Source organism: Geodermatophilus ruber, from assembly GCF_900114385.1.
Lineage (GTDB): Bacteria > Actinomycetota > Actinomycetes > Mycobacteriales > Geodermatophilaceae > Geodermatophilus > Geodermatophilus ruber.
Map to the genome: position 1 here is coordinate 84,163 of NZ_FOSW01000016.1, position 25,428 is coordinate 109,590.

Genomic DNA, 25,428 nt, shown 5'->3' on the forward strand with positions numbered 1-25,428 from the left:
CCCGGATTCCGGGCAGGGTGGGAACGCCCCAGGCGATGTGCTGCGCCTGGGAGTCAGGGAGGCGAACGCCGGTGGGCCGGCGTCCTACAGCTGCGGGGCGCTGTTCCGAGCGGCCGTTCGTCGGCGGCGGACCACGCTGTCCAGCGCCACCGCGGCGAGGATGACCGCGCCGGTGGCGAACTGGTTCCAGTTGATCGGCACGCTGAAGTAGGCCAGGCCGCTGCCGACCACGCCGAGCAGGACGGCGCCGAGCGCGGCGCCGACGATGGTGGCCTTGCCGCCGGCGAGCGACGTGCCCCCGATGACCGCCGCGGCGATCGCCAGGAGCTCGTAGCCGGTGCCGGTGTTGGGATCGGCCGCGCCGAGGTAGCCGATGGTCAGCACGCCGGCCAGGCCGCCGAGCGCCCCGGTGAGCACGAACGCCTGCATGCGGACCCGGTTGACCGGGATGCCGCTGAACGCCGCCGCGTCGGGGTTGGACCCGATGGAGCGCACCCGGTAGCCGAACGGCGTCGCCCGCAGGACGACGGTGAGGACGAGGGCGACCACGACGAGCACGATCCCGGTGACCGGGACGCCGGCGACGTCCCCGCCGATGACCTGGGAGAAGGAGTCGTCGACCGGCGGCCCGAGGACCTGCGTCCCGTCGCTGAGCGCGAGGGTGAGGCCGCGGAACATCGCGAGCGTGGCCAGGGTGGCGACGATCGACGGCAGCTTGAAGTACTGGATCAGCAGCGCGTTGAACAACCCGAGCAGCCCGCCGACGACGATGGCGAGCAGGGCACTCAGCCACGGGTTCAGCCCGCTCTGGACCAGCATCGCGCACGCCAGCGCGGTGAGCGCGTACACCGAGCCGACCGAGAGATCCAGCTCCCGCATGGCGAGCAGGAAGGCCATGCCGCAGGCGAGGATCCCGACGTAGGTGGCCTGGTTGAGGATGGCCATCAGCTGGTCGAACTGGAGGAAGCGCGGGTAGAACGCGCCGATCGCCAGGACCAGTACGACGGTCGCGATCAGCACCCCCAGGTACTCCTGGGAGAGGACGGTCCGGCCTGTGCGGCGCAGCGAGCCGCCGTCGCTTCCCGGACCACGACCGGCGTCGCCCCGCCGGGGAGCGTCGGTCGAGGGCGAGACGGTGGTCTCGCTCATGTGCGCGGGGTCGCCGCGAGCGGCCGGTCGCAGAAGACGTCCACTGGGTCCCCTTCGTCTCGCCCGGGAGCCGGGCACGGTCGTCGTCCTCAGCGCGCCGGGGCGTCGCCGGCCTGAGAACGGGGAGCGCAGAGGCCCCCGTTCTGTACGCAGTGCGGACATTCGTTCGCTGGCGGGGTGACCCTGTTGCAGCACCGACTGTGCTGTCAAGCACAGTCGTGAGGTGCGTCTCCCGATCGTTATCCGCGCTGGCAGGAGCCCCGTGAACGCCGCGGGATCCGGACAGAGGACGCGCGATCGGGATGGCCGGGGACGCCCGTAGGCCCTAGGGTCCACAGCCCGGAGGAGGTCTGTCGTCCGTTCTACGGACGGACCAGCGGGTCGGGCCCGGGGCCCGCGGCGGTCAGCCGGTGCGCGTGCGGGAGGGCAGCTCCCCGAAGCGCTCCCGGTAGGCGGCGGAGAACCGGCCCAGGTGCGTGAAGCCGCACGCGAGCGCGGCCTCGGTGACGCTCGAGCCGCCGTCGGCCAGCAGCCGGCGCACCTGGTCGAGCCGGACGTCGCGCAGATAGCTCATCGGTGACTGGCCGAGGTGGGCGCCGAACGCCTCCTGCAACCGGCGCGCGCTCGACCCCGCCGCGGCGGCGAGATCGGTCACGGTCAGCGGCTGGGCGTAGTGCTCGTGGATGTGCTCGAGGGCCCGGCGGACGGTGCGGGGGCGCAGCGGCCGGGCGGAGTCGGCGAGGTCCGCCGAGTAGTTGTGCGGCTGCGCGGCCAGCAGGCCGGCCACCAGGGTGCGGACCTGCCGCCGGCGGACCAGCGGCGAGTCCAGCAGCCCGGGCCGGTCGAGCGCGGTCAGGGTGAACTCGACCAGCGACAGCCAGGAGCGGCCGGCCCCCCTGCGCAGGTCGAAGCCGGCCGTCCACCGGACCGGGTCGGTGACCGGGCGGCCGAGCATCGCGCCCAGCTCGCCCTCGACCAGTTCGCGACCGAACTTCATCCCGATCAGCCGGCTGCCGGCGCGGGCCCGCAGCTGGTGGCGCTCGCGCACACCGTGGACGGCGGCGATGCCCGGCTCGAGCAGTACCTCGTCGCGGCCGCTGACCGCGACGACCGAGCCGGACAGGACGAGGTTCACGTGGTGGGTGGTGGTGTCCTGGTCCGGGGTCACGTCCACGCTGCCGCCCGGCTGGATGTAGCCGAGGGTGAAGTCCGGCTCGTGCAGGGCGTTCAGCACCGACGGCGCCGGGAACCGCCCCGCGGACTCGGGGGCGACGTGGGCCGGGTAGTAGACCCCGTTGAGCCGGGCGGTGAACTCCTCGACGTCGCTGGAGAGGCACAGCGGGAATCGGTGCAGCGGCGGCGCCGGTGACATCGGGCTCCCTCGCGACGGAACGACGGACACGGGCGCCCCACGGTAGAGGGCACCGGAGCGCCACGACAGGCGCGCCCCCGGTCCGCGCCGGCCGTGTCGCCCTTCCGTGGGGTGGGATGGACCCGTTCCGGTCGCGGATTCCGGCTCCCGCCCGCGCGCGGCGGACAACCGGCCGGCACGCACCGTCTACCGTGGCCGGGCTCACATCACTTCCGGAGGGCCGCCGCATGACCGACGTCCGCACCGACGCATCCGCCGTCGTTCCCGAGGACATCACCGAGGAGACCGTCACCGACGCGACCGTCGCGAGCTTCGCCGCGACCCCGGACACGCGGCTACGCGACCTGCTCTCCGCCGTGGTGCGCGGGCTGCACGCCGCGGTCCGCGAGGTGGAGCCGACGATCGCCGAGTGGGAGGCGGCGGTCGACTTCCTCACCCGCACCGGGCAGAAGTGCGACGACGTCCGGCAGGAGTTCGTGCTGCTCTCCGACGTCCTCGGCGTCTCCGCCCTGGTGGAGAACATCAACCACCGCAAGGTCGCCGGCGCGACCGAGGCGACCGTCCTCGGCCCGTTCCACATGACCACCTCCCCGGCGCGCGAGAACGGGGACTCGATCGACGAGGTGGGCGGCCGGGAGACGTGCGTGGTCACCGGGCGGGTGCTGTCGGTCTCCGGCGAGCCACTGACCGGCGCCACCGTCGACGTGTGGCAGGCCGACGAGAACGGCTTCTACGACGTGCAGCAGCCCGACGTCCAGCCGCCGGGCAACGGCCGCGGGCTGTTCACGACCGACGCCGAGGGCCGGTTCTGGTTCACGACCGTCGTCCCGGCGCACTACCCCATCCCCACCGACGGCCCGGTGGGCGAGCTGCTCACCGCCACGGCACGCCACCCGTTCCGGCCGGCGCACATCCACTTCATCGCCGAGGCGGCGGGCCACGTGCCGGTGACCACGCACATCTTCGTGGCCGGCAGCCCCTACCTGGACGCCGATGCGGTGTTCGCGGTGAAGCGCAGCCTGGTGCGGGACTTCGCCCCCGTCGACGACCCGGAGGAGGCGGCCCGCCTCGGGGTGGCCAACCCGTTCCGGCGCGCGGTCATCGACCTGGTCGTCCAGCCGACGTGACCCGGGCGAGGCGTCAGATCCAGCCGCGGCGCTTGAAGACGGCGTACAGCGTCAGGCTCACGCCCAGCATCGCCAGCAGCGCGAACGGGTAGCCCAGCGACCAGTGCAGCTCGGGCATGTCGTCGAAGTTCATCCCGTAGACGGTGCCCACCAGCGTGGGGGCGAACAGGATGGCCGCCCACGCGGAGATCTTCTTGACCTCCTCGCCCTGGGCGATCGAGGCCTCGGTGAGCTCCCGGATCTCCTCGTTCTGCCGCTGCGCCACCAGCGTCGCGTTGACGGTGAGGATGTCGCGCAGCTGCAACCGGAACGCCTCCACCCGCTCGGTCACCTGGACGACGTGGTCCTCGACGTCCCGCAGGTAGCTGCGCAGCTCCTCCTCCACCCCGTACTTGTCGAAGCCGGCGGCGATCGCGGCGAGGATGCCGGTCAGCGGCTGGGCGGCCCGCTGGAACTCCAGCACCTCCTGGGAGAGCTCGTAGATGCGCCGCGAGACGCCGGGGTCGCCGCGGAAGACCTCGGTCTCGATCTCGTCGATGTCGTTGGCCAACCCCTCGACCACCGGCGAGTAGCCGTCGACGACGGCGTCGAGGATGGCGTAGAGCACCGCCTCGCTGCCCTTGGCCAGCAGCGCCGGCTCGCTCTCCAGCCGGCGGCGCACCCGGGACAGGTCCGGCGACTCGCTGTGCCGGACGGAGATGGCGAAATTGCCGCCGAGGAACAGGTGCAGCTCTCCGAACTCGACCTCCTCGGCCGCGTCCACGTACCGGGCGGCCTTGAGGACGACGAACAGCGTGTCCCCGTAGCGCTCGAACTTCGGCCGCTGGTGGGCCTTGATCGCGTCCTCGACGGCGAGCTCGGGCAGGTCGTACTGCTCGGCCAGCTCGCCGAGCGCGCCCGGCTCGGGTCGATAGAGGCCCAGCCAGACCAGGCGCTCGTCGTCCTCGGCCAGGTACGCCCGGCTCTCGCCCACCGTCTCGGGCGTGGCGATCCGCCGCCCTTCGGAGTAGACGGCGTTGTCCACGATCCGGGACGGCCGCGGCGGTGCCGCCGGGGCGTCGGACGAGGCGGGAGCGAGCGTCAGCTCCGGCCGCGGACGGCGGGCGAGGGTGGACAGGGCGGTGAGGGACGCACGGCGGCGGTCGACCACGACGGACTCCTGAAAGGAACGCTGGAGGGGGACGCGTCGGAGGTCCGCGCCCGCGAGGCCCCGTCCCGGGTCCCACCCTGAGCGTGCGAAGGGTGGGGAGGACGGGGTCCTTCACCAGGCGGTGCGGACCTCGCGGCCGGTACTGGGCGGCTCGCTGCGCATGCGCGCGCCCTCCCTCCCGTCGCTGGTCCGGCCGGCGCGTTCGGCAGGCCGCCGTCCATCGTGGCACGCCGTGTCGACCCGACTCCCTCGGGCGGGTGAACGTCAGCCGACGGACCCGAGGACCAGGTCGACCATCACCGGCAGCAGCAGCACGATGAGCAGCCCGCCGAGGATGTCGAAGGTGATCCCCGACCGGATCATCTTCGTGATCGGCACGACGCCGGAGCCGTAGACGATGGCGTTCTGCGGCGTGGACACCGGCAGCATGAACCCGAACGAGGCCGCGAACGTCGCCGCCAGCGCGGGCACGAACGGGTTGATCCCGGCGGCCACCGCCACCGGGATGATGATCGGCACCACCACCGCCGCCGAGGCGGTGTTGCTGGTGGTCTCGGAGATGATGATCGCCAGGATCACCGCGAACACGGTGATCGCGAAGGTGCTGGTCAGCCCCAGGGTGTCGGCCGAGCTCTGCCCGATCGTCTCCGCCAGGCCGGTGTCGGCCAGCAGCGAGCCGAAGATGATCCCCGTGCCGAACAGCAGGATCGTGCCCCAGTCGATCTTCGCCGCGTCCGACCAGTTGAGGGTGAACTCGCGGCTCTTCCAGTCGGTGGGCAGCAGGAACAGCAGCGAGGCCCCGAGGACCGCGACGATGCCCTCGTCGAGGCGATCGCTGATGGTCGTGTAGAGCTCCGAGTCGGTGCCGGCGGTCAACGCGATGACGCCGGGGAAGATCCACAGCGCCACGGTGATGCCGAACGCGGTCAGCGTGTTCCGCTCGGCCCGGGTGACCGGCCCGAGCTCGGCGCGCTCCTGCTGCACGTACTCGTGCACACCCTCGATCCGCTTGATCTCCGGCCGGTTGAGCAGCAGCAGCACCGCGGCGAGCGCCACGAACATCAGCGCGCAGATCGGCAGCGCGATCAGCATCCAGTCGAGGAAGCCGATCCGCTCCCCCGTGGCCTCCTCGATCAGCCCGCGGCCGATCAGGTTGGGCGGCGTGCCGACCGGGGTGAGCAGCCCGCCGACGCTCGCGCCGTAGGCCAGCATGAGCATCAGCGCGACGCCGACCCGCAGCCGCAGCGGGTCGAAATCGGGCCTCACCAGCCCCTTGTCCTGCATCAGCTTGGCGATCACCGAGAGGATGCCGATCGCCGTCGGCAGCAGCATCGCCACCGTCGCGGTGTTGGAGACGAACGCCGACAGCAGGCAGGTGATCAGCCCGAACGCGATGATCACCCGCGCGGTCGACCCGCCCACCCAGTTCATCGACAGGATGACCATGGCGAACCGCCGGGCCACCCCGTGCTTGAGCATGGCGGCGGCCAGGATGAACGCGCCGATGAACGTGAAGACCGTCGTCGACCCGAAGGGCGCGACCGCGTCGTCGGCCGGCACCACCCCGAGGACGACGATCATGCCGACGCCGATCAGCCCGCCGATCGGGATCGGCACCGGCTCGGTGATCCACAGAACGATGACGCCGAGCAGCACCGCGGCGAGCAGGTGCTGGTCGCGCGGCAGGTCGAGCGGCAGCAGCGCGAAGACGATCGTGACGACGGGGGCCAGGAACAGCCCGACGGTGCGCCGCCCCTTCTCGAAGCGCTCCTCGGCCGGGCTGAGCGTCTGCTCGCCCAGGCTGCGGTAGGTCGCGCTACCGCGGAAGGCGGCATCGACGTCCGTGCGCTGTCCCGGGCCGGGCTGTCGGTCGGTGGCGGTCATGACACCCTCCCTCGGACTGTGGTCCAGACCCTAGGGAGGGTGCGGTTATCCGGCGACTTCTCCATCCGGCGCCGGGACCTGCAGCGCGACGAGGAAGCGGGACACCATCGCGTAGCCGGCCACGAGCGCGGTCAGCTCGACCACCTGGCGGTCGTCGAGGTGCTCCCGGACGGCGGCGAACACCGCGTCGGGGACGGTGACCTCGCGGGTGGCGGCGTCGGTGAAGGCGAGGACGGCGGCCTGCACCGGCGACCAGCCGGGCCCGGGAGCGGGGTGCGGCAGCCGGAGCAGCTGCAGCTGCACGTCGGTGAGCCCGGCCCGGCGGCCGATCGGTTCGTGCGCGGTCCACTCGAAGGTCGCGTCGTTGAGCACCGCCACCCGCAGGATCACCAGCTCGCGCAGGTCCGGCGGCAGCGTGGTGCCGGTGCGCAGGGCACCGAGCAGCGCGTTCCAGCCCTCGGCGACCGGCGGGCTGTGCAGCAGCAGCCGGTCCAGGTCGGAGAGCCGGCCGCCGCGCCGGGCCCTGAGCAGCTCGGCGGTGGGGCCGTCCTCGGCGGCCCCGGGCAGCCGGGGCGCCTCCGCGGTCATCGCGCCGAGAACAGGCCGGCGGGGTAGGCGCCGTTCGCGGCCAGCCGGCCGGAGAGGGCCCGGCCCAGCTCGACGACGCGCGCGGTGCGCTCCGCGCCGAGGTGCTGCCACGGGGCCGCCGACGACGCGTCGGTCTCGGCCTCGATGTCGGCCCGCAGCTGCCGGCCCGCCTCGGTCAGGGCTCCGCCGGCGAGCAGACCCCGCTCGGTGAGCCGGTCGCAGGCCGCGGCCCACTCCTCGTCACCCCAGCCGCGGGTGGCCTTGGCGGCGGGCTCGGTGAAGCCGCGGCCGGTCACCGTGTGGGTGATCAGCGCCTCGAGGCCGGACAGGCCGTGCCGCAGCAGGGCGGCCAGGTGCCCGTCGCCGCGGTGCTCGCGCAGCAGCGTGGCGCCGTGCCACAGCGCCGGCACCGGCTCCTCGGGCCAGGCCAGGTCGGCGTGCCCGGCGTAGAGCGGGCGTCCCTCGGGGGTCAGCGCTGCGCAGGCCTCCCGCAGCAGGCCGGCCAGCTCGGCCACCTCCGGCGCGGCGGCGGCCTCGGAACCGCCGAGCAGCCGGGTGAGGGATGCGCGGGCGGCGGTGAAGCGGGCGGCGATCACCTGCTCGGGCGTGGCCAGGGTCCAGGCGCGGGGGATGTGCCGGGCCACGAGCGCCGGCGCGAAGTTGTAGAAGGTCGCCGTGACCGCGCCGGGGCCGACGGCGCCCAGCGGAGCAGCCCGCCCGGCGAAGTAGCACATCCGGCCGGGGCGCAGGCCCAGCGCGGTGAGGTGCTCGTCCTGCTCGGGGGCGAAGTACAGGTGGTTGTGCAGCGGCTCGACGGCGCGGTGCGCGCGGGCGACGTCCGCTGGGGCGGCCGGGGGCTGATCGACGCTGACCATGCCGCGGACCCTAGCGAGGCCCCCGACGACGGGGAGCGCGGGCCGGTCACATTCTCGGCGGCAGCGTGCGGGCCCACGACGTGTGCGTGCGGACCGGGGTGAACCCCAGCCGCCGGTAGAGGCGCGGGGCGCCGGTGGCGTTCTCGGAGTCGACCTGCAGGCCCACGGTGCGGCAGCCGTGCCCGGCGGCCGCGCGCAGGGCCGCCGCGATCGCCGCGGAGGCCACCCCGCGCCCACGGGCCGCCGGCAGCACCCCGATCTGCCCGAGGTAGCTCTGCCGCGCGCCGGTGGCCCGCGTGTCGGCCTCGTACACGTAGGCGAGCACGTAGCCGACGACGGCACCGTCGGCCACCGCCAGCACCGACAGCTCCGGGCGGAACGCCCGCTGCCCGGTGAACCAGGTCTGCCACGTGGTCCGGTCGCGCTCGGTGGACCCGAAGTGCTCGGCGAAGGCCACGTTGTGCACCAGCCGCACCTCCTCGTCCCGGGTCCGGGTGAAGGGCACCAGGTCGATCCCGGGCAGCCGCCGGACCTCCGGCAGCGCGGTCAGCGGCCGCTCCATGTCGGCGTACCAGCGCGCGGGGGTGAAGCCGGCCCGGCGCAACAGGCGCGCCAGCGAGCCCATCGCCGGGTACACCGCCGCGGTCAGCCGCCCCGGCAGCTCGGGGTGGTGGGCTGCGTGCAGCTCGGCACCGTGGCGCTGCTGCCAGGCCAGCAGCCTCCGCCCGATCCCCCGGCCGCGGTGCTCCGGGTGCACCCGGCCCTCGAGCAGCACCCGGAAGTCCGCGCTGACGCCGCGGGACGCGATCGCGGTGGCCCAGCCGACCAGGGTGCCATCGGGGGCCTGCACGGCCAGCCCGTCGCGCGCCAGGTCGACCAGGTCGTTGACCCACCACTCGACGAGGTCGTCGGCGCCGTAGTGCTCACCGGTCCCGTCGACGGCCTCCGCGGCGGCCAGCAGCGCGGCCGCGGCCGCGGCGTCCCCGGGGGTGAGCGGACGGACGGTCAGACCGGCGGGCAGCGTGTCCACGAGGCGCAGGGTAGGGACACCGCGCCGACGGGGCGAAGCGAGTTGCGCCCCTCGACGGTCGGTCACCGCCGCGCCGGGACCGCCCGCCGGCGCGCCGGTCGGTGTTGCGGTGGGTCCGTGCCGGTCGGGAGCATCGCGGCCGCACGGGGGCCGGACACGGAGGCCGCGATGCCGCGATTCCTGTTAATCGCCAACTACGCGCCGCAGGGTTCCAAAGCGATCCTGGCGGCCGGCGGGACCGCCCGCCGCTCCGCGGTCGAGAAGATGTGCACCGAACTGGGCGGCCGTCTGGAGACGTTCGACTTCGCCTTCGGCAGCGACGACGTCTACACGATCGTCGAGCTGCCCGACTCCCGGACGGCGGCCGCGGTCGCGCTGACCGTGAACTCCAGCGGGGTGGCGCACGTGCGCACCGTCGTGCTCATGACCCCCGAGGAGATCGACGCGGTGGGGCAGGTGCACGCGAACTACCAGCCGCCGAGCGCCTGAGCCCTCACCACCCGGGCAGGAAGAGGCAGAACGGGTGGCCGGCGGGGTCCTGGCACACCCGGACGCCCTCCTGCGGCTGGAACTCCGCCGCGGTCGCGCCCGCCTCGACGGCGATCGCGACCGCGGCGTCGAGGTCGTCGACCTCGATGTCCAGGTGCACCTGCATCCGCGGGTCGCCCGGACCGGCCGGCCACATCGGCGGGACGTGGTCGGCCTCGCGCTGGAAGGACAACCCGGCGCCGCCGACCTCCGGGCGGAGGGTGGCCCACTCCGGGGAGTCGTCGCGCAGCGGCCAGCCGAGCAGCCGCTGGTAGAAGCGGGCCAGGCCCGGCGGGTCGGGGGTGTCGAGCACCGCGGCGGCAAGCCGGAAGCGCGGGTTCATCGGGCTCCGAGCCCGAACAGCCGGGCGCCGTTCTCCCACAGGACGGCGCGCAGCCACTCCTCGCCCAGGCCCAGCCGGTGCAGCGCGGCGAGCTGGTGGGCGTACGGGTACGGGATCGAGGGAAAGTCGCTGCCCAGCAGCACCTTGTCCCGCAGCGCGGCCAGCCGGGGCAGGTCGGCCGGGTCGAAGGGCATCAGCCGCTCGGTGAAGTCGGTGGCGAACATCGTGGTGTCCAGGTGCACCCGCTCGAACCGGTCGGCGAGGTCGAGGAACGCCCCGTACTCGGGCATGCCCAGGTGTGCGATGACCAGCTGCAGCCGCGGGTAGCGGTCCAGCAGCCCGACCATCGGCGCGGGCCCGGTGTGCTCGCCGGCCAGCGGCCCGGACCCGCAGTGGATGACCACCGGGGTGCCGGTCTCCTCCAGCCGCCCCCAGACGGCGTCGAGCAGCTCGTGCCGCGGGTCGAAGTTGCCGACCTGCACGTGCACCTTGAACACCCGGGCGCCGCGGTCGAGCGCCTCGGCGACGTAGAACGGCGCCTCCGGCTCCGGGAAGAACGTCGCCGAGTGCAGCACGCCGGGGTGGGCGGCCGCGAACTCCGCCGACCAGTCGTTGAGCCAGGAGGCCATGCCCGGCTTGTGCGGGTAGGGCAGCGTCGAGAACGCGCGCACGCCCAGCCGCTCGAGGATCGCCAGCCGCTCGGTGTCGGGCAGCGGGTAGTGCACCGGCCAGTGCGCGCCGTAGTGCGCCTCGGCATCGGCGAAGAACTTCCAGATCTTGGCCTGCACCCGCGCGGGCAGGAAGTGCACGTGCACGTCGACCAGGCCGGGCAGGCCGAGCTCCCGCCAGTAGCGCGGGACGTCGGCGTCGTCCACCGGCGGTCGAAGCACTGCGCTCATCGGAGCGTGACCACGACCTTGCCGCGCACGTGGCGCTCACCGACCAGCCGGTGCGCTTCGGCGATCTGCTCGAGCGGGAACGCCTTCGCGATCGACACCCGCAACTGGCCGGCGTCGGCCATGCGGGCCAGCTCCTCCAGGTCGTGCTGGTCGGGGCGCACGAAGACGTACCGGCCGCCCAGGTCGAGCACGGACGGGTCGACGATCGAGACGATCCGCCGGGGGTCGCGCACCTGGCGCGGGGCGTCGCGCAGAGCGTCCCCGCCGACCAGGTCCAGGACGGCGTCGACCGGCTCGGACAGCTGCTCGCTGACCGGCCCGGCGGCGTAGTCGAGCACCTCGGCCGCTCCGGCGTCGCGGAGAAAGCCGTGGTTGCGCGGGCTGGCCGTCCCGATGACGTGCGCGCCGAGCGCGGCGGCGATCTGGACCGCGAAGAAGCCGACCCCGCCCGCGGCCGCGTGCACGAGCACCCGGTCGCCCTCGCCGACGTGCAGGGCCTCGGTCAGCGCCTGGTACGCGGTCAGGCCCGCCAGGGGCAGGGCCCCCGCCTCGGCGAAGGACAGGGACGACGGCTTGTGCGCCACGCACCGCAGCGGGACCGGCACGAGCTCCGCCGTCGTCCCCCACTGCACGTCGTCGCGCCGGACGTAGGCGAACACCTCGTCGCCCGGCGCGAAGTCGACGACGGCGGGCCCGACCCGCTCGACGACCCCGGCGAGGTCCCAGCCCGGGATGATCGGCAGGTGGTGGGGGTAGGCGCCGGTGAGATGGCCCTCCCGGATGCTGAGGTCGACCGGGTTCACCCCGGCGGCGTGCGCCCGGACCAGGACGACGTCCGGCCCCACCGGCGGCTCGGGCAGGTCGTCGCGGATCTGCAGGACGTCCTCGTGGCCGAACCGGTCGTAGGCGGCGCCCCTCACCGGCGCCCCTTCACGTAGCGGCCGAAGGCCTTCTGGATCTCCCGGCGCGAGTCGCGCTCGGCGAGGTCCTGCCGCTTGTCGTAGGACTTCTTGCCCCGTGCCAGCGCGAGGGTGGCCTTGACCTTGCCGTCCTTGAAGTACAGGTCGAGCGGCACCAGGGTGAGGCCGCCCTCCTTGGTCTTGCCGATGAGCTTGTCGATCTCGGCGCGGTGCATGAGCACCTTGCGCTTGCGGCGCGGCGCGTGGTTGGTCCAGGTGCCCTGCGTGTACTCGGGGATGTGCACGTGCTGCAGCCACACCTCCCCGTCGTCCACGGTGGCGAACCCGTCGACGAGCGAGGCACGGCCGGCACGCAGGCTCTTCACCTCGGTGCCGGTGAGCACCAGGCCCACCTCGTAGGTGTCGAGGATCGAGTAGTCGTGCCGCGCCTTCTTGTTCTGGGCGATGAGCTTGCGCCCCTGTTCTCGCGGCATGTCACCAGGTTAACGCCGGGACACCCGGCGAACTTCCTGCCGACGATCACGGCGCCGGAGCGGCGTCCCGCCGCAGCTGCGCCTCGCTCGGCGCCTGGACGGGCAGGAAGGCCGCTTCCCGCACCCGTCGCGCGGTGGGGCTGCCGGCGCGGTAGCCGCCGCCGCCGCTGACGGCCGACTCCAGGCGCACGGCGCGCGCGGCGACGTCCATGGCATCCAGCCGCAGCCGGGCCAGGTCGCGCGGATCCGTCCCGACCTTCGACTCGGCCCGGTCGTCCATCCGGACGGCGATGTCGTCCCGCCGGGAGGCCAGCTGCTCGTGGTCGTCCCGCAGCCTGGCGTTCATCCCGGTCAGGTGGTCGGCCGCCGCGTCCAGCGCGGCGTCGGCCAGCCCCACGGCGAGCGCGGACTGCGTCAGCAGCATCGTCGGCCGGCACAGCGCCATGAAGTCGGGGAGGTCGTCGCTGAGCACCTGGTCGGGGCGGACGGCGACGCCGTCGAGGTGCACGCCGCCGGTGCCGGTGCCGCCCAGCCCCAGCAGCTCGTAGTGCGGGGTCGGCGTCACACCGGGCGCGGCCAGCCGGAACAGCACCACCAGCCGGCCCTCCTCGGGCGCCCGCGCGGGGGTGACGACGACCGCGTCGTCGAAGAGGTTGGACGCCCAGCCGACGGTGCCGGACAGCCGCCAGCCGTCGCCGTCCGGCGCGGCGCGCACCGGCAGCTCGCCGTGGCCGGCCAGGTCGGCGATCGCCGGGGCGAGCGCACTGGACCCGGTCACCTCGCCGGAGCGCAGCGCCTCGACCAGGCCGGCGGTCGGCTCCGACGGCGGGCAGGTGGTCAGGTATTCGAGCACCATCCGTTGCGACCACATCGAGAAGGCGGCGGCCAGCGAGACGCCCGCGAGCTCGCGGACGAACCGCACCGCCTCGGCCAGCGCGACGGTCGGGTCGCCCCCCGCCGAGTCGAACGTGCCCGCCGCGCCCAGGCGGCGCAGGACCGTCCGCACGTTGTCCGCTCCGGTGTCCAGATCGTCCGCCCCCTGCTCGGTGAGCCCCGCCGCGTCGGTCGCCGTCATGCCGCTCCTGTGCCCCCGGCCGCCCACGGAAAACGGGCCGGCCCCCTACTCCCCGGCGGTACGCGACCCGGCGGCGCCGCTACCAGGACCTCGCCGACGGCGGGACGCTGGACTTCCTGCCCGGGACGAGAGCGATCCGGGAGGACGACTCCCATCCCCTGAAACGGCGAGATCGGCGATCTCGCACGCTGTCGATGCTCGAGGCGTGCGAGATCGCCGATCTCGACGGGCGGGAGAGGCGGGCGCTACAGCCGCACGTAGAGGCGCAGCGTCACGTAGGCGGCGATCGCGGCCAGGCCGACGCCGGCGCCGGCGATGACCGGGCTGATCGTCGCGATCGCCCCCCAGTCGACCGGCGGGATGATGCCGGCCTTGATCGGCCCGGCCAGCGTCTTGTCGACGAACAGCACCTTGGTGAGCACCAGCCCGCCGACGGCCAGCAGCGCACCGATCAGCCCGGCCAGTGCCGCCTCGAGGATGAACGGCAGCTGGGTGTACCAGCGCGAGGCGCCGACCAACCGCATGATGTTGGTCTCGTTGCGCCGGTTGAACGCGGCCAGCTGGATCGTGTTGGAGATCAGCAGCAGCGCCGCCAGCGCCTGGACGACGGCCACCGCGATGGTCGCGTTGCGCGCGCCGTTGAGCAGGCTGAACAGCCGGTCCAGGAAGTCCCCCTCGTCGCGGACCTGGTCCACGCCGTTCTCCCCGTTGGGGAACTCCGCGGCGATCACCTCGTAGCGCTCGGGGTTGACCAGCTCGATGCGGAAGCTCTCCGGGAGGGCGTCCGGCGGGGTGTTCTGGACGAGCTCCGGCTGCTGGCTGAACTGCTGCTGGAAGCGCTCGTACGCCTCGTCCTTGGACTCGTAGAGGTAGCTTGCGATCTCGGGCGAGGACTCGAGCTCGGACTCGATGGCCGAGCGCTGCTCGTCGGTGACGTCGTCGGCCAGGAAGATGGAGACCTGCACCTTGTCGTAGTAGATCTCCTTCATGTCGGAGATCATCCCGGCGATCAGCAGGCCGGTCCCCATGAGACCGAGCGAGATGGCCGTGGTCAAGATCATCGCGACCGTCATGGTGAGGTTGCGACGCAGCCCGGTGGCCACCTCGGAGAGCACGAAGTTGACGCGCATGGATTCCCTGTCGTGAAGTTCGGCTGGCGGGGGTCAGCGCCCCGGGGGCTGCCGGCCTGTGGTCAGCCGGCCTGGGTCAGCGACCGACGCCGTACACGCCGCGCGACTGGTCCCGGGCGACGACTCCCCCGTTGAGCTCGATGACGCGGCGCCGCATGGAGTCGACGATGTGGTAGTCGTGCGTGGCCATGATCACGGTGGTGCCGGTGCGGTTGATCCGCTCCAGCAGCAGCATGATCCCCTCGCTGGTCTCGGGGTCGAGGTTGCCGGTGGGCTCGTCGGCGAGCAGCACCAGCGGCCGGTTGACGAACGCGCGGGCGATCGCCACCCGCTGCTGCTCACCACCGGAGAGCTCGTTGGGCAGGCGGTTGGCCTTGCCCTCCAGGCCGACCATCTCCAGCACCTCGGGGACGACGCGCTTGATGGTGCGCTGCGGCTTGTTGATGACCTCGAGCGCGAAGGCCACGTTCTGCGCCACCGTGCGGTTGCGTAGCAGGCGGAAGTCCTGGAAGACGCAGCCCATGGTGCGGCGCAGCTTCGGGACCTGCCACTTGCTCATCGTGTTGAGCGTCTTGCCGTTCACCTTGACGGTGCCCTTGGTGGGATCGTCCTCCTTCAGCAGCAGCCGCAGGAAGGTCGACTTGCCCGACCCGGAGGAACCGATGAGGAAGACGAACTCCCCCTTGTCGATCTCCGTGGACACGTCATCGAGAGCCGGCCGGGCGCTGGCCGGGTACAGCTTGGTGACGTGTTGCAATTCGATCACGAGGCGCCACGGTACCTGCCTGGAGGCACAGCGCGACCGGTTCGCCACGGAACGCTCCGGTGCAGATATCGCGCAGCGTGACCGCCGTCCGGCAACGGCCAGGACGGCGGTCACGCAAGGTCGCCATCCCCGGCGTCCCGGCGTGTCGGTGTGACGATGTCGACGCCGATGCGGTAGGGGGGCCTACGTGGTGGGCGCCGCCTCCTGGCGGCGGCGCCAGCGGATCCCGGCCTCGATGAAGGAGTCGATGTCGCCGTCGAGCACGGCGGCGGTGTTGCCGGTCTCCTGCTCGGTGCGCAGGTCCTTGACCATCTGATAGGGGTGCAGGACGTAGGAGCGCATCTGGTTGCCCCAGCTGCTGCCCTCGCCCTTGAGCGCGTCCATCTCGGCCTTCTGCTCCTGCTGGCGGACGACGAGCAGCCGCGCCTGGAGCACCCGCAGCGCGGCGGCCCGGTTCTGGATCTGGCTCTTCTCGTTCTGGCAGGACACCACGATGCCGGTCGGGATGTGGGTCATCCGGACGGCGGAGTCGGTGGTGTTCACGCTCTGCCCACCGGGCCCGGAGGAGCGGAACACGTCGACCTTGATCTCGTTCTCGGGGATCTCCACGTGGTCGGTCTGCTCGACGACGGGCAGCACCTCGACGCCGGCGAACGAGGTCTGCCGGCGGCCCTGGTTGTCGAACGGTGAGATGCGCACCAGCCGGTGCGTGCCCTGCTCGACCGAGAGGGTGCCGTAGGCGTAGGGCACCTTGACGGCGAAGGTGGCCGACTTGATGCCCGCCTCCTCGGCGTGGCTGACGTCGAGCAGCTCGGTCGGGTACTTGTTGCGCTCGGCCCAGCGCAGGTACATGCGCATGAGCATCTCGGCGAAGTCGGCGGCGTCGACGCCGCCGGCCTCCGAGCGGATCGTGACCAGCGCCTCGCGGGAGTCGTACTCCCCCGACAGCAGGGTGCGCACCTCGAGCTCGTCGATCGCCTTGCGCAGCGCCGCCAGCTCGCGTTCGGCCTCGGCGGCGGTGGCCTCGTCGTCCTCCTCGACCGCCAGCTCGTGCAGCAGGCCCACGTCGTCCAGGCGGCTGCGCAGCTCCTCGACCCGGCGCAGGTCGCCCTGCAGGTAGGAGAGCTTCGAGGTCAGCGCCTGGGCGGCCTCGACGTCGTTCCAGAGGTCGGGCGCGGCGGCCTGCTGCTCGAGCTCGGCGACCTCCCGGCGGAGGCGGTCGACGTCGAGCACGGCCTCGATCGACTGCAGGGTCGTGTCGAGCTCGTCCAGGACGACGGAGAAGTCAGCGGCCACGTCGACCCAGGGTAGTGCGCTCCCGCCCGGGGTAGGCACTGTGGCATGAGCGAGCCCGGTCGTCACCGGACGCGGCATGGGCGCTCCCGCGAGGAGTACGAGCGCGGCCTGCCGGGCTGACGCGGTGCCGCCGGCCCGACCCGCCCAGGTCAGCCGGCGACCGGGGCCGGGCGGGGCTGCGCGGCGAACCAGCCCACCAGCTCGTCGGCCGGCATCGGGCGGGCGATGTGGAAGCCCTGGGCCAGCACGCAGCCGAGCTCGGCGGCGAGCTCGAGCTGCTCGGCGGTCTCCACCCCTTCGGCCAGGCTGCGCACGCCGCAGGCCCGGCCCAGCGCGACGACGGCGGCGATCGCCGCGGCCGCCTGGCTGCGCCGGCCCGCCGGGAAGGCGACCAGGCTGCGGTCGATCTTGAGGATCCCGGTGGGGAGGGAGACCAGCTGCCCCAGTGAGGAGAAGCCGCTGCCGAAGTCGTCGATGCAGACCTCGACGCCGCTGCGGCGCAGCTCGGCGAGCTGGGCGGCCGCCCGCTCGACGTCCTCGGCCACGGAGGTCTCGGTCAGCTCGATGACCAGCTGCTCCGGCGGCAGCTGCGCCTCGGTGAGCGCGTCGAGGACGTCGCGCACCAGCGTGCCGGTGGAGAGGTGGCCGGCGCTGATGTTGACGCCGGTGACCAGGTGCAGGCCGCCGCGCGCCCACTCCGCCGCCTGCCGGCTCGCCGTGCGCAGCACCCAGCGGGCCAGCGGGGTGAGCAGCCCGTGCTGGGCGGCGGTCGGGAGGAACTCCGCCGGCGGCAGCAGACCCCGCTCGGGGTGCTGCCAGCGCACCAGCGCCTCGACCCCGGTGCAGCGGCGGGAGGGCAGGTACATGATCGGCTGGTAGTGCAGCACGAGCTGGTCGTCGAGGATCGCCTCGCGCAGCTCGGTGGCGAGGGTGACCCGGCGCTGGGCAGCCGTGCGCAGGTCGGCGGTGAACAGCCGGACCCGGTTGCGCCCGGCCCGCTTGGCGGCGTACATCGCCAGGTCGGCGTCGCGCACCAGGTCGGTGGCACGCAGACGGCGGGTGTCCTCCGCGGTGGCGATGCCGATGCTCACCCCCAGCCGCACGAGCCGCCCGCCCAGGTCGAACGCGCGGTCGATGCCGGCCCGGCAGCGGTCGGCCAGCGCCTGCGCGCCGGTGATGTCGCAGTCCCGGCAGAGGACGACGAACTCGTCGCCGCCGAGCCGGCCGACGGTGTCCCCGGCGCGGGTGGACCCGGTCAGCCGCCCGGCGATCTGCCGGAGGAGCTCGTCGCCGGCCTCGTGCCCGAGGGAGTCGTTGACGTCCTTGAAGCCGTCGATGTCGAGGAACAGCACGCAGACCGGCCCGCGCTCGGGGCGCTGCAGTTCGGCGTCGATGAGCTCGTGCAGGTGGGCCCGGTTGGGCAGTTCGGTGAGGGTGTCGTGGCGGGCCCGCCAGTCCGAGGCCCGCTCGGCGCGCACCCGCGAGGTGACGTCGGTGTGGGTGACCACGACCTGCCCGGCCTGGTCGACGCGGGAGGCCTGCAGGTGGAACCAGCGCGTGCCCTCGCGGTGCGGGAAGGCGTAGTCGGCCTGCACCGACGCGCACTCTCCGCGGGAGAGGGCGCGCAGCCGGTCGATGAGGGCATGGGTCCCCGGGTCGTCGCCGAGCCGGCGGGCCATCGCGAAGTAGTTCCCGTCGATACCCAGCCGCACGCGGTCGTCGTCGAGGACGTCGGCCGCCGCCTCCCAGGCGGGATTGGCCAGCAGCACCGTGCCCTCGGCGTCGATGAGCAGCGTCGGGAAGGGCAGCGCGTCGAGCACCGCCTCCACCGCCACGGCCGAGCTGGTGAGCCCCTCGACCCGGCGGCGCACGTCCAGGGGCAGCTCGGGTGCACCCGGCCGCCGTCCCACCCCCGCACCCCCCGTGATCCCGGAGCACTCCCCGCGGTGCCCCGCCCGCTCATTGTGATCGGCCCGGCCGGTCCCCGCTCGCCGCTCCTCCATGCCTGCCCACCCCATCGGGTGAGCCCTCAGGCCTCCGGCTCCCGGGTCTCCGCGGCGATCCACGCCAGGTAGCCGGGGTCGCCGCCGACCACGGGGAGGGCGATCACGCACGGGACGTCGTAGGGGTGCAGCTCCGCGGTGCGCGCGACGATCGCCGGGACCAGCGCCGTGCGGGTGTGCAGCGCGACCCGCGCCTCGGCCTCGTCGTGCACCTCCCCCTCCCACCGGTACACCGAGCGGATCGCGGGGATCTGGTGCCCGCAGGCGGCCAGCCGCTCCTCGACCAGGATGCGGGTGTAACCGGCCAGCCAGTCGGCGTCGTCAGCGGTGACGACCACCTCGCAGAACTCCTCCGCCACCCCGCCATCCTCTCCTCCGTGGACGCGCGGCGAGCGCCGGGCCGCCCCTCAGCGGGCGCCGGCCAGGAGGGCGGGGCGCCACCCGCGAAAGGTCGAGATGGCCCGGGCCGAGCAGGCGGCATCGACCTCCTGACCGTGCGGCGCGATCCACCTCCGGGGCCGAACCTCACGCGCCGGCGCCGGCGGGGACGGCGATGACCTGCTGCGCGACCAGCGTCCGGTACACCGCCACCGCGAGATCACCGATCTGGTCCTGATCGTCGGCGGGATGGCTGTTGAGGCCCATGGCGATGATGACGTCGGAGTCGGGCAGGAAGACGTGCAGCGTCCGGAAGCCCAGCGTCTCGCCCTCGTAGAACCAGAAGGTTCCGATCGGCTCGGCCGTCAGCTGGGCGACCCCCAGGCCGAAGCCGGTCGGATCGCTCGCCGACGTCCGCTCGATCGGCTGCCCCGTCGCGGTCGACACCAGGCTGGTCAGCTCCGCCTGCTGCGCGGCCGGCAGCAGGCGGCCGGCGTACAGCGCGCGTTCCCAGCGGGTCATGTCGCTCGTCGTGCTGAGGATGCCGCCGGCGCCCCGCGCCCAGGACAGCGTGTCCCGGCTGACGTCGCGCCCGACCAGCCCGGCCAGCGCGGGCTCCCCCGCGTCGGCGAAGTAGCCGGCGGGTTCGCGCCGGGTCACCGAGGACGGGTAGCGGTGCTCGCGGTAGTACAGGTCCTCGAGCCCCAACGGCTCGATGAGGCGCTGCTCCAGCTCGTGCCGGTAGCTCTCCCCGGTCACCCGCTCGATGAGCATCTCCGCGAGGACGTAGTTGGTGTTCGAGTAGCTGTAGCCGGATGTCGCCGCGGCGCCCACCGCGTAGCCGGCCAGCCGCTCCGCCGAGAAGTAGGTCTGCGGGTCGGCGGCGTAGTCCGCCAGGAACGCCGCCTGGTCGTCGTAGGTCGGGATGCCGCTGGTCATGTTCAGCAGCCGCCGGATCGACACGTCCCGCCACTGCGGGTACTGCGGCAACCAGCGGCCGAGCGGGTCGTCGATCGACAGGCGCCCCTCCGCCTCGAGCTGGAGCAGCAGCACCGATGTGAAGGCCTTGGTGTTGCTGCCGATCTGCCAGACGCTGCTCGGGTGCACCTGCTCCGAGCCACCGAAGGTCGTCGTCCCCGCGCTCACGTCGATGCTCTCCCGCCGATCGGGCAGGCTCACGCTCAACCCGGCGGCGGAGACGTGCTCGGCCACACCGCGGGCCTGGAGATGGGCCTGGAGGTCGGCGCGCAGCTCCGACCGCAGGACGTCGTCGTCGATCGCGGCGCTCGCGGGGGCGGTCTCCACCTGTGGAGCCACCAGCCCCGCGAGCAGCAGGAGCGCGGCGAGGAGGGTGCGGGCCCACGCGTCGCGGATGGGCAGGGAACGGTCTCGTCGTTCGGTCATCGCGGGCTCCGCCGGCGAGGAACGCGCACGTGTCGAGCGCCTGGAAGACCAGGGTCCCCCGCCGGCAGCCGAAGCGACAGCCCTGCAGCTCTCACGCCCCCCGTCGGATCACCCGTCGACGTAGCGGTCGCGCTCGACGACGAACTGCCCGGGTTCGGCGCGGTGCCGATCGCCCACCCGGCCGGTCACCTCGACCGGCAGCCGGTTCCCCAGCCCCGCCGGCGCCTGCGGCCGCTGCGCCCTCCGGTGCTGCTCGACCGCCACCGCGCGCACCGTGTGCCCGGGCCGGACAGGGGGTAGAGCCCCTCCGACGCCTTGCCGCGGCGCCCCGGACCGACGCCCGGAGAGCGACGCATGAGCCGCCTGTTCTCGCCGCTGACGCTGCGCGGCACGACGTTCCGCAACCGGGTGTGGGTCGCCCCCATGTGCCAGTACAGCTCGGTGGAGGGTTATCCGAACGACTGGCACCTGGTGCACCTCGGCGGCCTGGCCCGCGGCGGGTCCGGGCTGGTGATGCAGGAGGCCACCTCGGTGACCCCGACGGGCCGGATCACGCCGGCCGACGCCGGCATCTGGGAGGACGAGCAGGCCGACGCGTACATGCCGATCACGGCGTTCGTCCGGGCGCAGGGGGCGGTGCCCGGCATCCAGCTCGCGCACGCGGGCCGCAAGGCCTCGACCGAGCAGCCGTGGGTGGGTGACGGCTACGTCGAGGTGGGGCAGGGCGGGTGGGAGACGGAGGGGCCCTCGCCGGTGGCGTTCGGGGAGTGGCCGGCGCCGCGGGAACTCGGCGCCGACGAGATCCACTCGCTGGTGCAGGCGTTCGCCGACGCGGCCGGGCGGGCGCTGGCGGCCGGCTACGGGGTGGCCGAGATCCACGCCGCGCACGGTTACCTGCTGCACCAGTTCCTCTCCCCGCTGTCCAACCACCGCACCGACGAGTACGGCGGCGACCTGCACGGGCGCAGCCGGTTCCTGGTGCAGGTGGTCGATGCGGTGCGGGCGGTGTGGCCCGAGGAGCGACCGCTGTTCGTCCGCTTCTCGGCCACCGACTGGGCCGACGGCGGCTGGAGCGTGGACGAGACGGTGGAGCTCTCCCGGCGGCTGGTCGCGCACGGGGTGGACCTCGTCGACGTGACCAGCGGCGGGCTGGTGCCCGGGGCCCGCATCGAGGTCGAGCCGGGTTACCAGGTGCCCTTCGCCCGCGCGATCCGGGAGGGCTCCGGCCTGCCGGTGTCCGCGGTGGGGCTGATCGTGGCGCCGGAGCAGGCCGACCAGATCCTGGTGAACCAGGCCGCCGACGCGGTGATGCTGGCCCGGGAGCTGCTGCGCAACCCGCACTGGCCGTGGCGGGCGGCGCGGGCCCTCGGGGACGACGTGCCCTGGCCGCCGCAGTACGTCGGTGCCCGGCGTCGCCAGTGAGCGGTTCTCCGGAGCACGAGTCGTCCGAGCGGGACGGGAGGAGCTGTCCGTGGAGTACGAGGAGTTCATCGAGCGCGTGGCCGAGCGCGCGGGCGTGAGCCGCGAGCACGCGGCGAAGCTGACCGAGGCCACCCTGAAGGTGCTGGCGGACCGGATCAGCGGTGGGGAGGACCTCGACCTGGCGGCCATGCTGCCGGACGAGCTCGCCCGGCACCTGCGCAGGCCACACCAGAAGCAGCCCAAGAAGTACGGCTTCGACGAGTTCGTGGGGAAGGTGCGTGACCGCGCGGACGGCGTCCCCCGCAAGGAGATCCGGCCGGGCATCCGAGCGGTGCTGCTCACCCTCCGGGAGGTCGCCGGGGAGAAGGAGTTCCGCGACGCCCTGGCCCAGCTGCCGCACGAGTTCGAGCAGCTGCTGCAGGAGGAGGGCGCGCCCGAGGCGGCGTCCGGCGACCAGGACGACCGCACAACGGCGTCCGACGCCCAGGACGACCGCACAACGGCGTCCGACACCCAAGAAAACCGCACAGCGGCGTCCGACGCCCAGGACGACCGCACAACGGCGTCCGACGACCAGGACGACCGCACAGCGGCGTCCGGCAGCCCCGGCCCCCGGGCCGCGCAGGACGCGCTCGTGCGACGGACCGCCGAACGCGCCGGCGTCTCCAAGGAGCTGGCCACCACGCTCACCCGGGCGACGCTGGAGGTCCTCGGCGACCGGATCGGCGCGGCGGCGGCACACGACCTCGCCGAGCGCCTGAGCACCCCGAGCGCCCGGTGGCTCGAGGAACCGCCGGGCACCCCCGCCCACAACTACGGCCCGGACGGCTTCGTGAGCCGGGTGCGCGAGCGCGCCATCGGGGTGGCGGACGACGACGTCACCCCCGGGATCCAGGCGGTCATGGTCGCGCTGCGCGAGGCGGTCGGTGAGGCCGAGGTGGAGATCGCTCTCCAGCAGCTGACCGACGAGTACGACGTCCTCGTGCGGGTCAGCTGAGCCCGGACCCCCGTCGTCAGGGAGCGTTGCCCGGGCGGCCGCGGCTGCGACCGCTCCCGACGGCGTCCACGTTCGCCGGCGGGTCCCCCGCGGCGGCGGCCGCCGCGGCCTCGGCGGGCAGCGGGGGCGGGTCCTCGAGGAAGTCGGCCGTCGGGACGAAGAACAGCGTGCCGGTGACCGCGGCGGAGAAGTCCAGCAGCCGGTCGTGGTTGCCGGGCGGGTCGCCGACGAACATCCGCTGCAGCATCCGCTCGAGGACGCCGGGGTCGCGGGCGTAGCCGATGAAGTAGGTGCCGAACTCGCCGTGCCCGACCCGGCCGAAGGGCATGTTGTCCCGGACGATCTTGCGTTCGGTGCCGTCCGGGTCCTCGATCGTGTTCAGCGCGACGTGGGAGTTGCTGGGCTGGACGTCGTCGGGCAGCTCGATGTCGGTCAGCTTGGTGCGCCCGACCGCCCGTTCCTGCTCCTCGGTGCTCAGCGCGTTCCAGGCACGCAGATCGTGCAGGTACTTCTGCACCACCACGTAGCTGCTGCAGGCGAAGCGCGGGTCTTCCTCCCCCACGAAGACCACGTCGTTGGCGATGTCGCCGTCGGGGTTCTCCGTCCCGTCGACGAACCCGAGCAGGTCGCGCTCGTCGAAGTACTTGAACCCGTGCACCTCGTCCTGCAGGGTCACCGAGCCCGCGAGCCGGTCCATGATCTGCCCGCCGAGCTCGAAGCACAGGTCCATCGTCTGGGCGCGGAGGTGGAACAGCAGGTCACCAGGGGTGGCGGGCGCCCGGTGCCGCGCTCCCGCGACCTCCCGGAAGGGGTGCAGCCCCGCCGGGTGGGGCCAGCTGAACAGCCGGTTCCAGACGTCGGAGCCGATGCCGGCGACGCAGGAGAGCCGCCCCTCGGGGTCCCGGAAGCCGACACCGCGGCGCAGCCCGCCGAGGTCGCTCAGCAGGTCGTGGGTGACCTCCTCGCCCCCCTCGTCGACGGTGAGGACGAGGAACAACGCCGCCGCCGTCGGGGGGCCGATCGCCCCCTGGGAGCCGACCGGGGTGACTGGGTTCAGCGGCACGGTCATGTCCTCACGCCTCCCTGGACTCGAGCGGGCCTCCTCCCATGGTCGGCCCTGCGGGCGCCGTCCGGACGGGCAGCCGGCGCCGGCACCCGTAGCGTGGACGCCGGCGGCGTGAGAAATCGCGCCCGGCCCGGTACCCGGCGGTGACGTCGTGCTCGAAGCGCTGCTGTGGGGCCTGGCGGCGGCCTCGTCGCTGGCCATCGGCGCCGCGATCGGGGTGCTCCGGCCGTGGCCGGACCGCGTCATCGGTGCCGTCCTGGCCTTCGGCGCCGGCGCCCTCATCAGCTCGGTCAGCATCGAGTTGGCGCTCGAGGGCCAGCGGGAAGCCCGCGGTTTGACCCCCGTGGCCATCGGTCTGGCCGTCGGCGCGGTTGCGTTCTTCCTCGGGGACGCCGCCGTCGACCGGCTCGCCGAGCGACGGGCCGCCGCGGGCACTGCCGGAGTGGGCACGGCCGGAGCGGGCACGGCGCTGGCGTTGGGCGCCTTCCTCGACGGGGTGCCCGAGAACGCGGTGCTCGGTATCGGGCTCTCCCGCGGCGAGGGCGTCAGCATCGCCCTGGTCGTAGCAATTTTCATATCCAACCTCCCCGAGGCGATGGGCTCGGCCAGCGAACTCCTCAAGGCCGGCGTCGATCGGAGGCGGATCGTGCTCGGTTGGGCCGCGGTGGCGGTCACGACCGCGCTCACCGCACCGCTCGGGTTCCTCGTGGCAGACACCCTCGGCCGGGAGTTCATCGGCGTCGCGAACGGCTTCGCCGCCGGTGCGCTGCTGGTCCTGCTCGCCACGACGATGGCGCCGGAGGCCCGGGAGAAGGTGGGCCGCCCCGCGGGCCTGGCCACGGTCCTCGGGTTCGCGCTGGCGGTGGCCCTGTCGACGTCGTCCTGAACCGGTCGCCTCAGCCGTCGACGTAGCGGTCCCGCTCGATGCCGAGCGGGCCGGTGGCGGCGGCGATGAACTCCGGCGCCAGCGCGCGGTCGGCGCCGGAGGCGGAGGGCACGTCGGCGTCGGCCGCGTACCCGGGGGCAGTCCCCACGCTTGCGTGCCACCCAGGGCCTGCATGACACCGAGGCTGCTGCGCTGGCGGGAAGGGGCCCCTCCCGCTCTGCGGGGTCGCCGACCACCCCGACGACCTGAGGGGTTCAGCCGCGGCCGACCGCGGGGCTCACCCGGGCCGTAGCTCCCCCGAACGGGGGACACCCGACTCGGTGAAATGTGCCTCCGGGGCCGCGGTCCCTGTATCCGGCATCGCGAGCCCCTAGCCTCGGCGGCTCGAGTGCGCCGTTCACGGGGAGATGCTGTGAGGAAGATCGTGTGCCTGGGCGTCGTCGTGAGCGCCACGACCGTCGGGATCGGCCTGATCCCGGCCCCCGCGACGGCGAAGGGCGGCGCGGTCGGCGGCAGCGGTGCCGAGTACTTCCTCAACGACAGCTTCACCGGGACGGCGAACACCGTCTTCTCCTACGGCGACCCCGGCGACACCGTCCTCGTCGGCGACTGGAACGGCGACGGCACCGACACCCTCGCCGTGCGCCGCGGCAACACCTACTTCCTG

Annotated in this window: 27 protein-coding genes; 6 read left to right on the forward strand and 21 right to left on the reverse strand. The window is 73.4% G+C overall.

The features are described 5' to 3' along the window. Nucleotides 1-84: 84 nt before the first annotated feature. The gene (locus BMZ50_RS20725; protein ID WP_177212913.1) at nucleotides 85-1,149 is read right to left on the reverse strand and encodes an ABC transporter permease; all 1,065 of its coding nucleotides are present in this window, start codon (nucleotides 1,147-1,149) and stop codon (nucleotides 85-87) included. A 403-nt stretch (nucleotides 1,150-1,552) separates the two neighbouring features. Continuing rightward, nucleotides 1,553-2,521, reverse strand: coding sequence for a helix-turn-helix transcriptional regulator (locus BMZ50_RS20730; protein WP_091329035.1), 969 nt, complete (start codon nucleotides 2,519-2,521; stop codon nucleotides 1,553-1,555). A gap of 227 nt (nucleotides 2,522-2,748) precedes the next feature. Between BMZ50_RS20730 and BMZ50_RS20735 the strand changes: the two genes are divergently transcribed. Beyond that, nucleotides 2,749-3,648 carry a dioxygenase family protein gene (locus tag BMZ50_RS20735; protein WP_091329037.1) on the forward strand — a complete coding sequence of 300 codons (900 nt, stop codon included), beginning with the start codon at nucleotides 2,749-2,751 and terminating at the stop codon, nucleotides 3,646-3,648. A gap of 13 nt (nucleotides 3,649-3,661) precedes the next feature. On the opposite strand, the gene BMZ50_RS20740 is transcribed toward BMZ50_RS20735, so the two are convergent. From BMZ50_RS20740 to BMZ50_RS20760, 5 genes are all read right to left on the reverse strand, one after another. Then, nucleotides 3,662-4,798 carry a magnesium and cobalt transport protein CorA gene (locus tag BMZ50_RS20740; RefSeq protein WP_091329039.1) on the reverse strand — a complete coding sequence of 379 codons (1,137 nt, stop codon included), beginning with the start codon at nucleotides 4,796-4,798 and terminating at the stop codon, nucleotides 3,662-3,664. 264 nt (nucleotides 4,799-5,062) lie between these two features. Then, a complete protein-coding gene (locus BMZ50_RS20745) occupies nucleotides 5,063-6,682 on the reverse strand; it encodes an SLC13 family permease (protein ID WP_091329041.1) in 1,620 nt (539 codons plus the stop codon). Between the two features lie 45 nt (nucleotides 6,683-6,727). Next, complete coding sequence (locus BMZ50_RS20750) at nucleotides 6,728-7,270, reverse strand: carboxymuconolactone decarboxylase family protein (protein ID WP_091329043.1); 543 nt, start codon at nucleotides 7,268-7,270, stop codon at nucleotides 6,728-6,730. Continuing rightward, on the reverse strand, nucleotides 7,267-8,145 hold the full coding sequence (locus BMZ50_RS20755) for an SCO6745 family protein (protein WP_177212914.1): 879 nt from the start codon (nucleotides 8,143-8,145) through the stop codon (nucleotides 7,267-7,269). Before BMZ50_RS20755 ends, BMZ50_RS20750 begins: the two co-directional genes overlap by 4 nt. Before the next feature lie 46 nt (nucleotides 8,146-8,191). Then, nucleotides 8,192-9,175 carry a GNAT family N-acetyltransferase gene (locus tag BMZ50_RS20760; protein ID WP_245753774.1) on the reverse strand — a complete coding sequence of 328 codons (984 nt, stop codon included), beginning with the start codon at nucleotides 9,173-9,175 and terminating at the stop codon, nucleotides 8,192-8,194. 168 nt (nucleotides 9,176-9,343) lie between these two features. On the opposite strand from BMZ50_RS20760, the gene BMZ50_RS20765 reads away from it, so the two are divergent. Further along, nucleotides 9,344-9,664: a GYD domain-containing protein gene (locus BMZ50_RS20765; RefSeq protein ID WP_091329096.1), complete on the forward strand. Its 321-nt coding sequence runs from the start codon at nucleotides 9,344-9,346 to the stop codon at nucleotides 9,662-9,664. 4 nt (nucleotides 9,665-9,668) lie between these two features. On the opposite strand, the gene BMZ50_RS20770 is transcribed toward BMZ50_RS20765, so the two are convergent. The 12 genes from BMZ50_RS20770 to BMZ50_RS24405 form a co-directional block, all read right to left on the reverse strand. Continuing rightward, entirely contained in the window at nucleotides 9,669-10,046 is a 378-nt protein-coding gene (locus tag BMZ50_RS20770; RefSeq protein WP_091329047.1) for a VOC family protein, read from the reverse strand. Continuing rightward, nucleotides 10,043-10,945 (reverse strand): amidohydrolase family protein, encoded by a 903-nt coding sequence (locus BMZ50_RS20775; protein WP_091329049.1) that lies wholly within the window; start codon nucleotides 10,943-10,945, stop codon nucleotides 10,043-10,045. Before BMZ50_RS20775 ends, BMZ50_RS20770 begins: the two co-directional genes overlap by 4 nt. Beyond that, nucleotides 10,942-11,865: an NADP-dependent oxidoreductase gene (locus BMZ50_RS20780; protein WP_091329051.1), complete on the reverse strand. Its 924-nt coding sequence runs from the start codon at nucleotides 11,863-11,865 to the stop codon at nucleotides 10,942-10,944. The genes BMZ50_RS20775 and BMZ50_RS20780 overlap by 4 nt, the downstream gene beginning before the upstream one ends. Next, a complete protein-coding gene (gene smpB, locus BMZ50_RS20785) occupies nucleotides 11,862-12,338 on the reverse strand; it encodes an SsrA-binding protein SmpB (RefSeq protein WP_091329053.1) in 477 nt (158 codons plus the stop codon). Before smpB ends, BMZ50_RS20780 begins: the two co-directional genes overlap by 4 nt. 46 nt (nucleotides 12,339-12,384) lie before the next feature. Then, on the reverse strand, nucleotides 12,385-13,413 hold the full coding sequence (locus BMZ50_RS20790; protein WP_091329055.1) for an acyl-CoA dehydrogenase family protein: 1,029 nt from the start codon (nucleotides 13,411-13,413) through the stop codon (nucleotides 12,385-12,387). Between the two features lie 245 nt (nucleotides 13,414-13,658). Further along, nucleotides 13,659-14,543 carry a permease-like cell division protein FtsX gene (gene ftsX, locus BMZ50_RS20795; protein ID WP_091329056.1) on the reverse strand — a complete coding sequence of 295 codons (885 nt, stop codon included), beginning with the start codon at nucleotides 14,541-14,543 and terminating at the stop codon, nucleotides 13,659-13,661. Nucleotides 14,544-14,619: 76 nt separating this feature from the next. After that, complete coding sequence (gene ftsE, locus BMZ50_RS20800) at nucleotides 14,620-15,309, reverse strand: cell division ATP-binding protein FtsE (RefSeq protein WP_091329058.1); 690 nt, start codon at nucleotides 15,307-15,309, stop codon at nucleotides 14,620-14,622. Nucleotides 15,310-15,492: 183 nt separating this feature from the next. Further along, the gene (prfB, locus tag BMZ50_RS20805; RefSeq protein ID WP_091329060.1) at nucleotides 15,493-16,605 is read right to left on the reverse strand and encodes a peptide chain release factor 2; all 1,113 of its coding nucleotides are present in this window, start codon (nucleotides 16,603-16,605) and stop codon (nucleotides 15,493-15,495) included. A 149-nt stretch (nucleotides 16,606-16,754) separates the two neighbouring features. Continuing rightward, complete coding sequence (locus BMZ50_RS20810; protein WP_245753775.1) at nucleotides 16,755-18,515, reverse strand: putative bifunctional diguanylate cyclase/phosphodiesterase; 1,761 nt, start codon at nucleotides 18,513-18,515, stop codon at nucleotides 16,755-16,757. Nucleotides 18,516-18,634: 119 nt separating this feature from the next. Further along, a complete protein-coding gene (cutA, locus tag BMZ50_RS20815) occupies nucleotides 18,635-18,967 on the reverse strand; it encodes a divalent-cation tolerance protein CutA (protein WP_091329064.1) in 333 nt (110 codons plus the stop codon). 166 nt (nucleotides 18,968-19,133) lie between these two features. Continuing rightward, the gene (locus BMZ50_RS20820; protein WP_091329066.1) at nucleotides 19,134-20,390 is read right to left on the reverse strand and encodes a serine hydrolase domain-containing protein; all 1,257 of its coding nucleotides are present in this window, start codon (nucleotides 20,388-20,390) and stop codon (nucleotides 19,134-19,136) included. Between the two features lie 108 nt (nucleotides 20,391-20,498). Beyond that, nucleotides 20,499-20,654, reverse strand: a complete 156-nt coding sequence (locus BMZ50_RS24405; protein WP_177212915.1) for a hypothetical protein — start codon at nucleotides 20,652-20,654, stop codon at nucleotides 20,499-20,501. Nucleotides 20,655-20,744: 90 nt separating this feature from the next. Between BMZ50_RS24405 and BMZ50_RS20825 the strand changes: the two genes are divergently transcribed. Together BMZ50_RS20825 and BMZ50_RS20830 are read left to right on the forward strand one after the other, a co-directional pair. Beyond that, entirely contained in the window at nucleotides 20,745-21,812 is a 1,068-nt protein-coding gene (locus BMZ50_RS20825; RefSeq protein ID WP_091329068.1) for an NADH:flavin oxidoreductase/NADH oxidase, read from the forward strand. A 49-nt stretch (nucleotides 21,813-21,861) separates the two neighbouring features. Further along, nucleotides 21,862-22,809: a DUF2267 domain-containing protein gene (locus BMZ50_RS20830; RefSeq protein ID WP_177212916.1), complete on the forward strand. Its 948-nt coding sequence runs from the start codon at nucleotides 21,862-21,864 to the stop codon at nucleotides 22,807-22,809. A gap of 16 nt (nucleotides 22,810-22,825) precedes the next feature. Here BMZ50_RS20830 and BMZ50_RS20835 read toward each other — a convergent pair whose 3' ends face one another. Beyond that, nucleotides 22,826-23,878 carry a Dyp-type peroxidase gene (locus BMZ50_RS20835; protein WP_091329072.1) on the reverse strand — a complete coding sequence of 351 codons (1,053 nt, stop codon included), beginning with the start codon at nucleotides 23,876-23,878 and terminating at the stop codon, nucleotides 22,826-22,828. Between the two features lie 148 nt (nucleotides 23,879-24,026). On the opposite strand from BMZ50_RS20835, the gene BMZ50_RS20840 reads away from it, so the two are divergent. Further along, entirely contained in the window at nucleotides 24,027-24,761 is a 735-nt protein-coding gene (locus BMZ50_RS20840; RefSeq protein WP_091329074.1) for a ZIP family metal transporter, read from the forward strand. Between the two features lie 10 nt (nucleotides 24,762-24,771). On the opposite strand, the gene BMZ50_RS24410 is transcribed toward BMZ50_RS20840, so the two are convergent. Then, nucleotides 24,772-24,909 carry a hypothetical protein gene (locus tag BMZ50_RS24410; protein ID WP_177212917.1) on the reverse strand — a complete coding sequence of 46 codons (138 nt, stop codon included), beginning with the start codon at nucleotides 24,907-24,909 and terminating at the stop codon, nucleotides 24,772-24,774. Nucleotides 24,910-25,173: 264 nt separating this feature from the next. On the opposite strand from BMZ50_RS24410, the gene BMZ50_RS24415 reads away from it, so the two are divergent. After that, nucleotides 25,174-25,428 (forward strand): hypothetical protein (locus BMZ50_RS24415; RefSeq protein WP_177212918.1); only part of this gene is annotated, 255 nt, incomplete at its 3' end.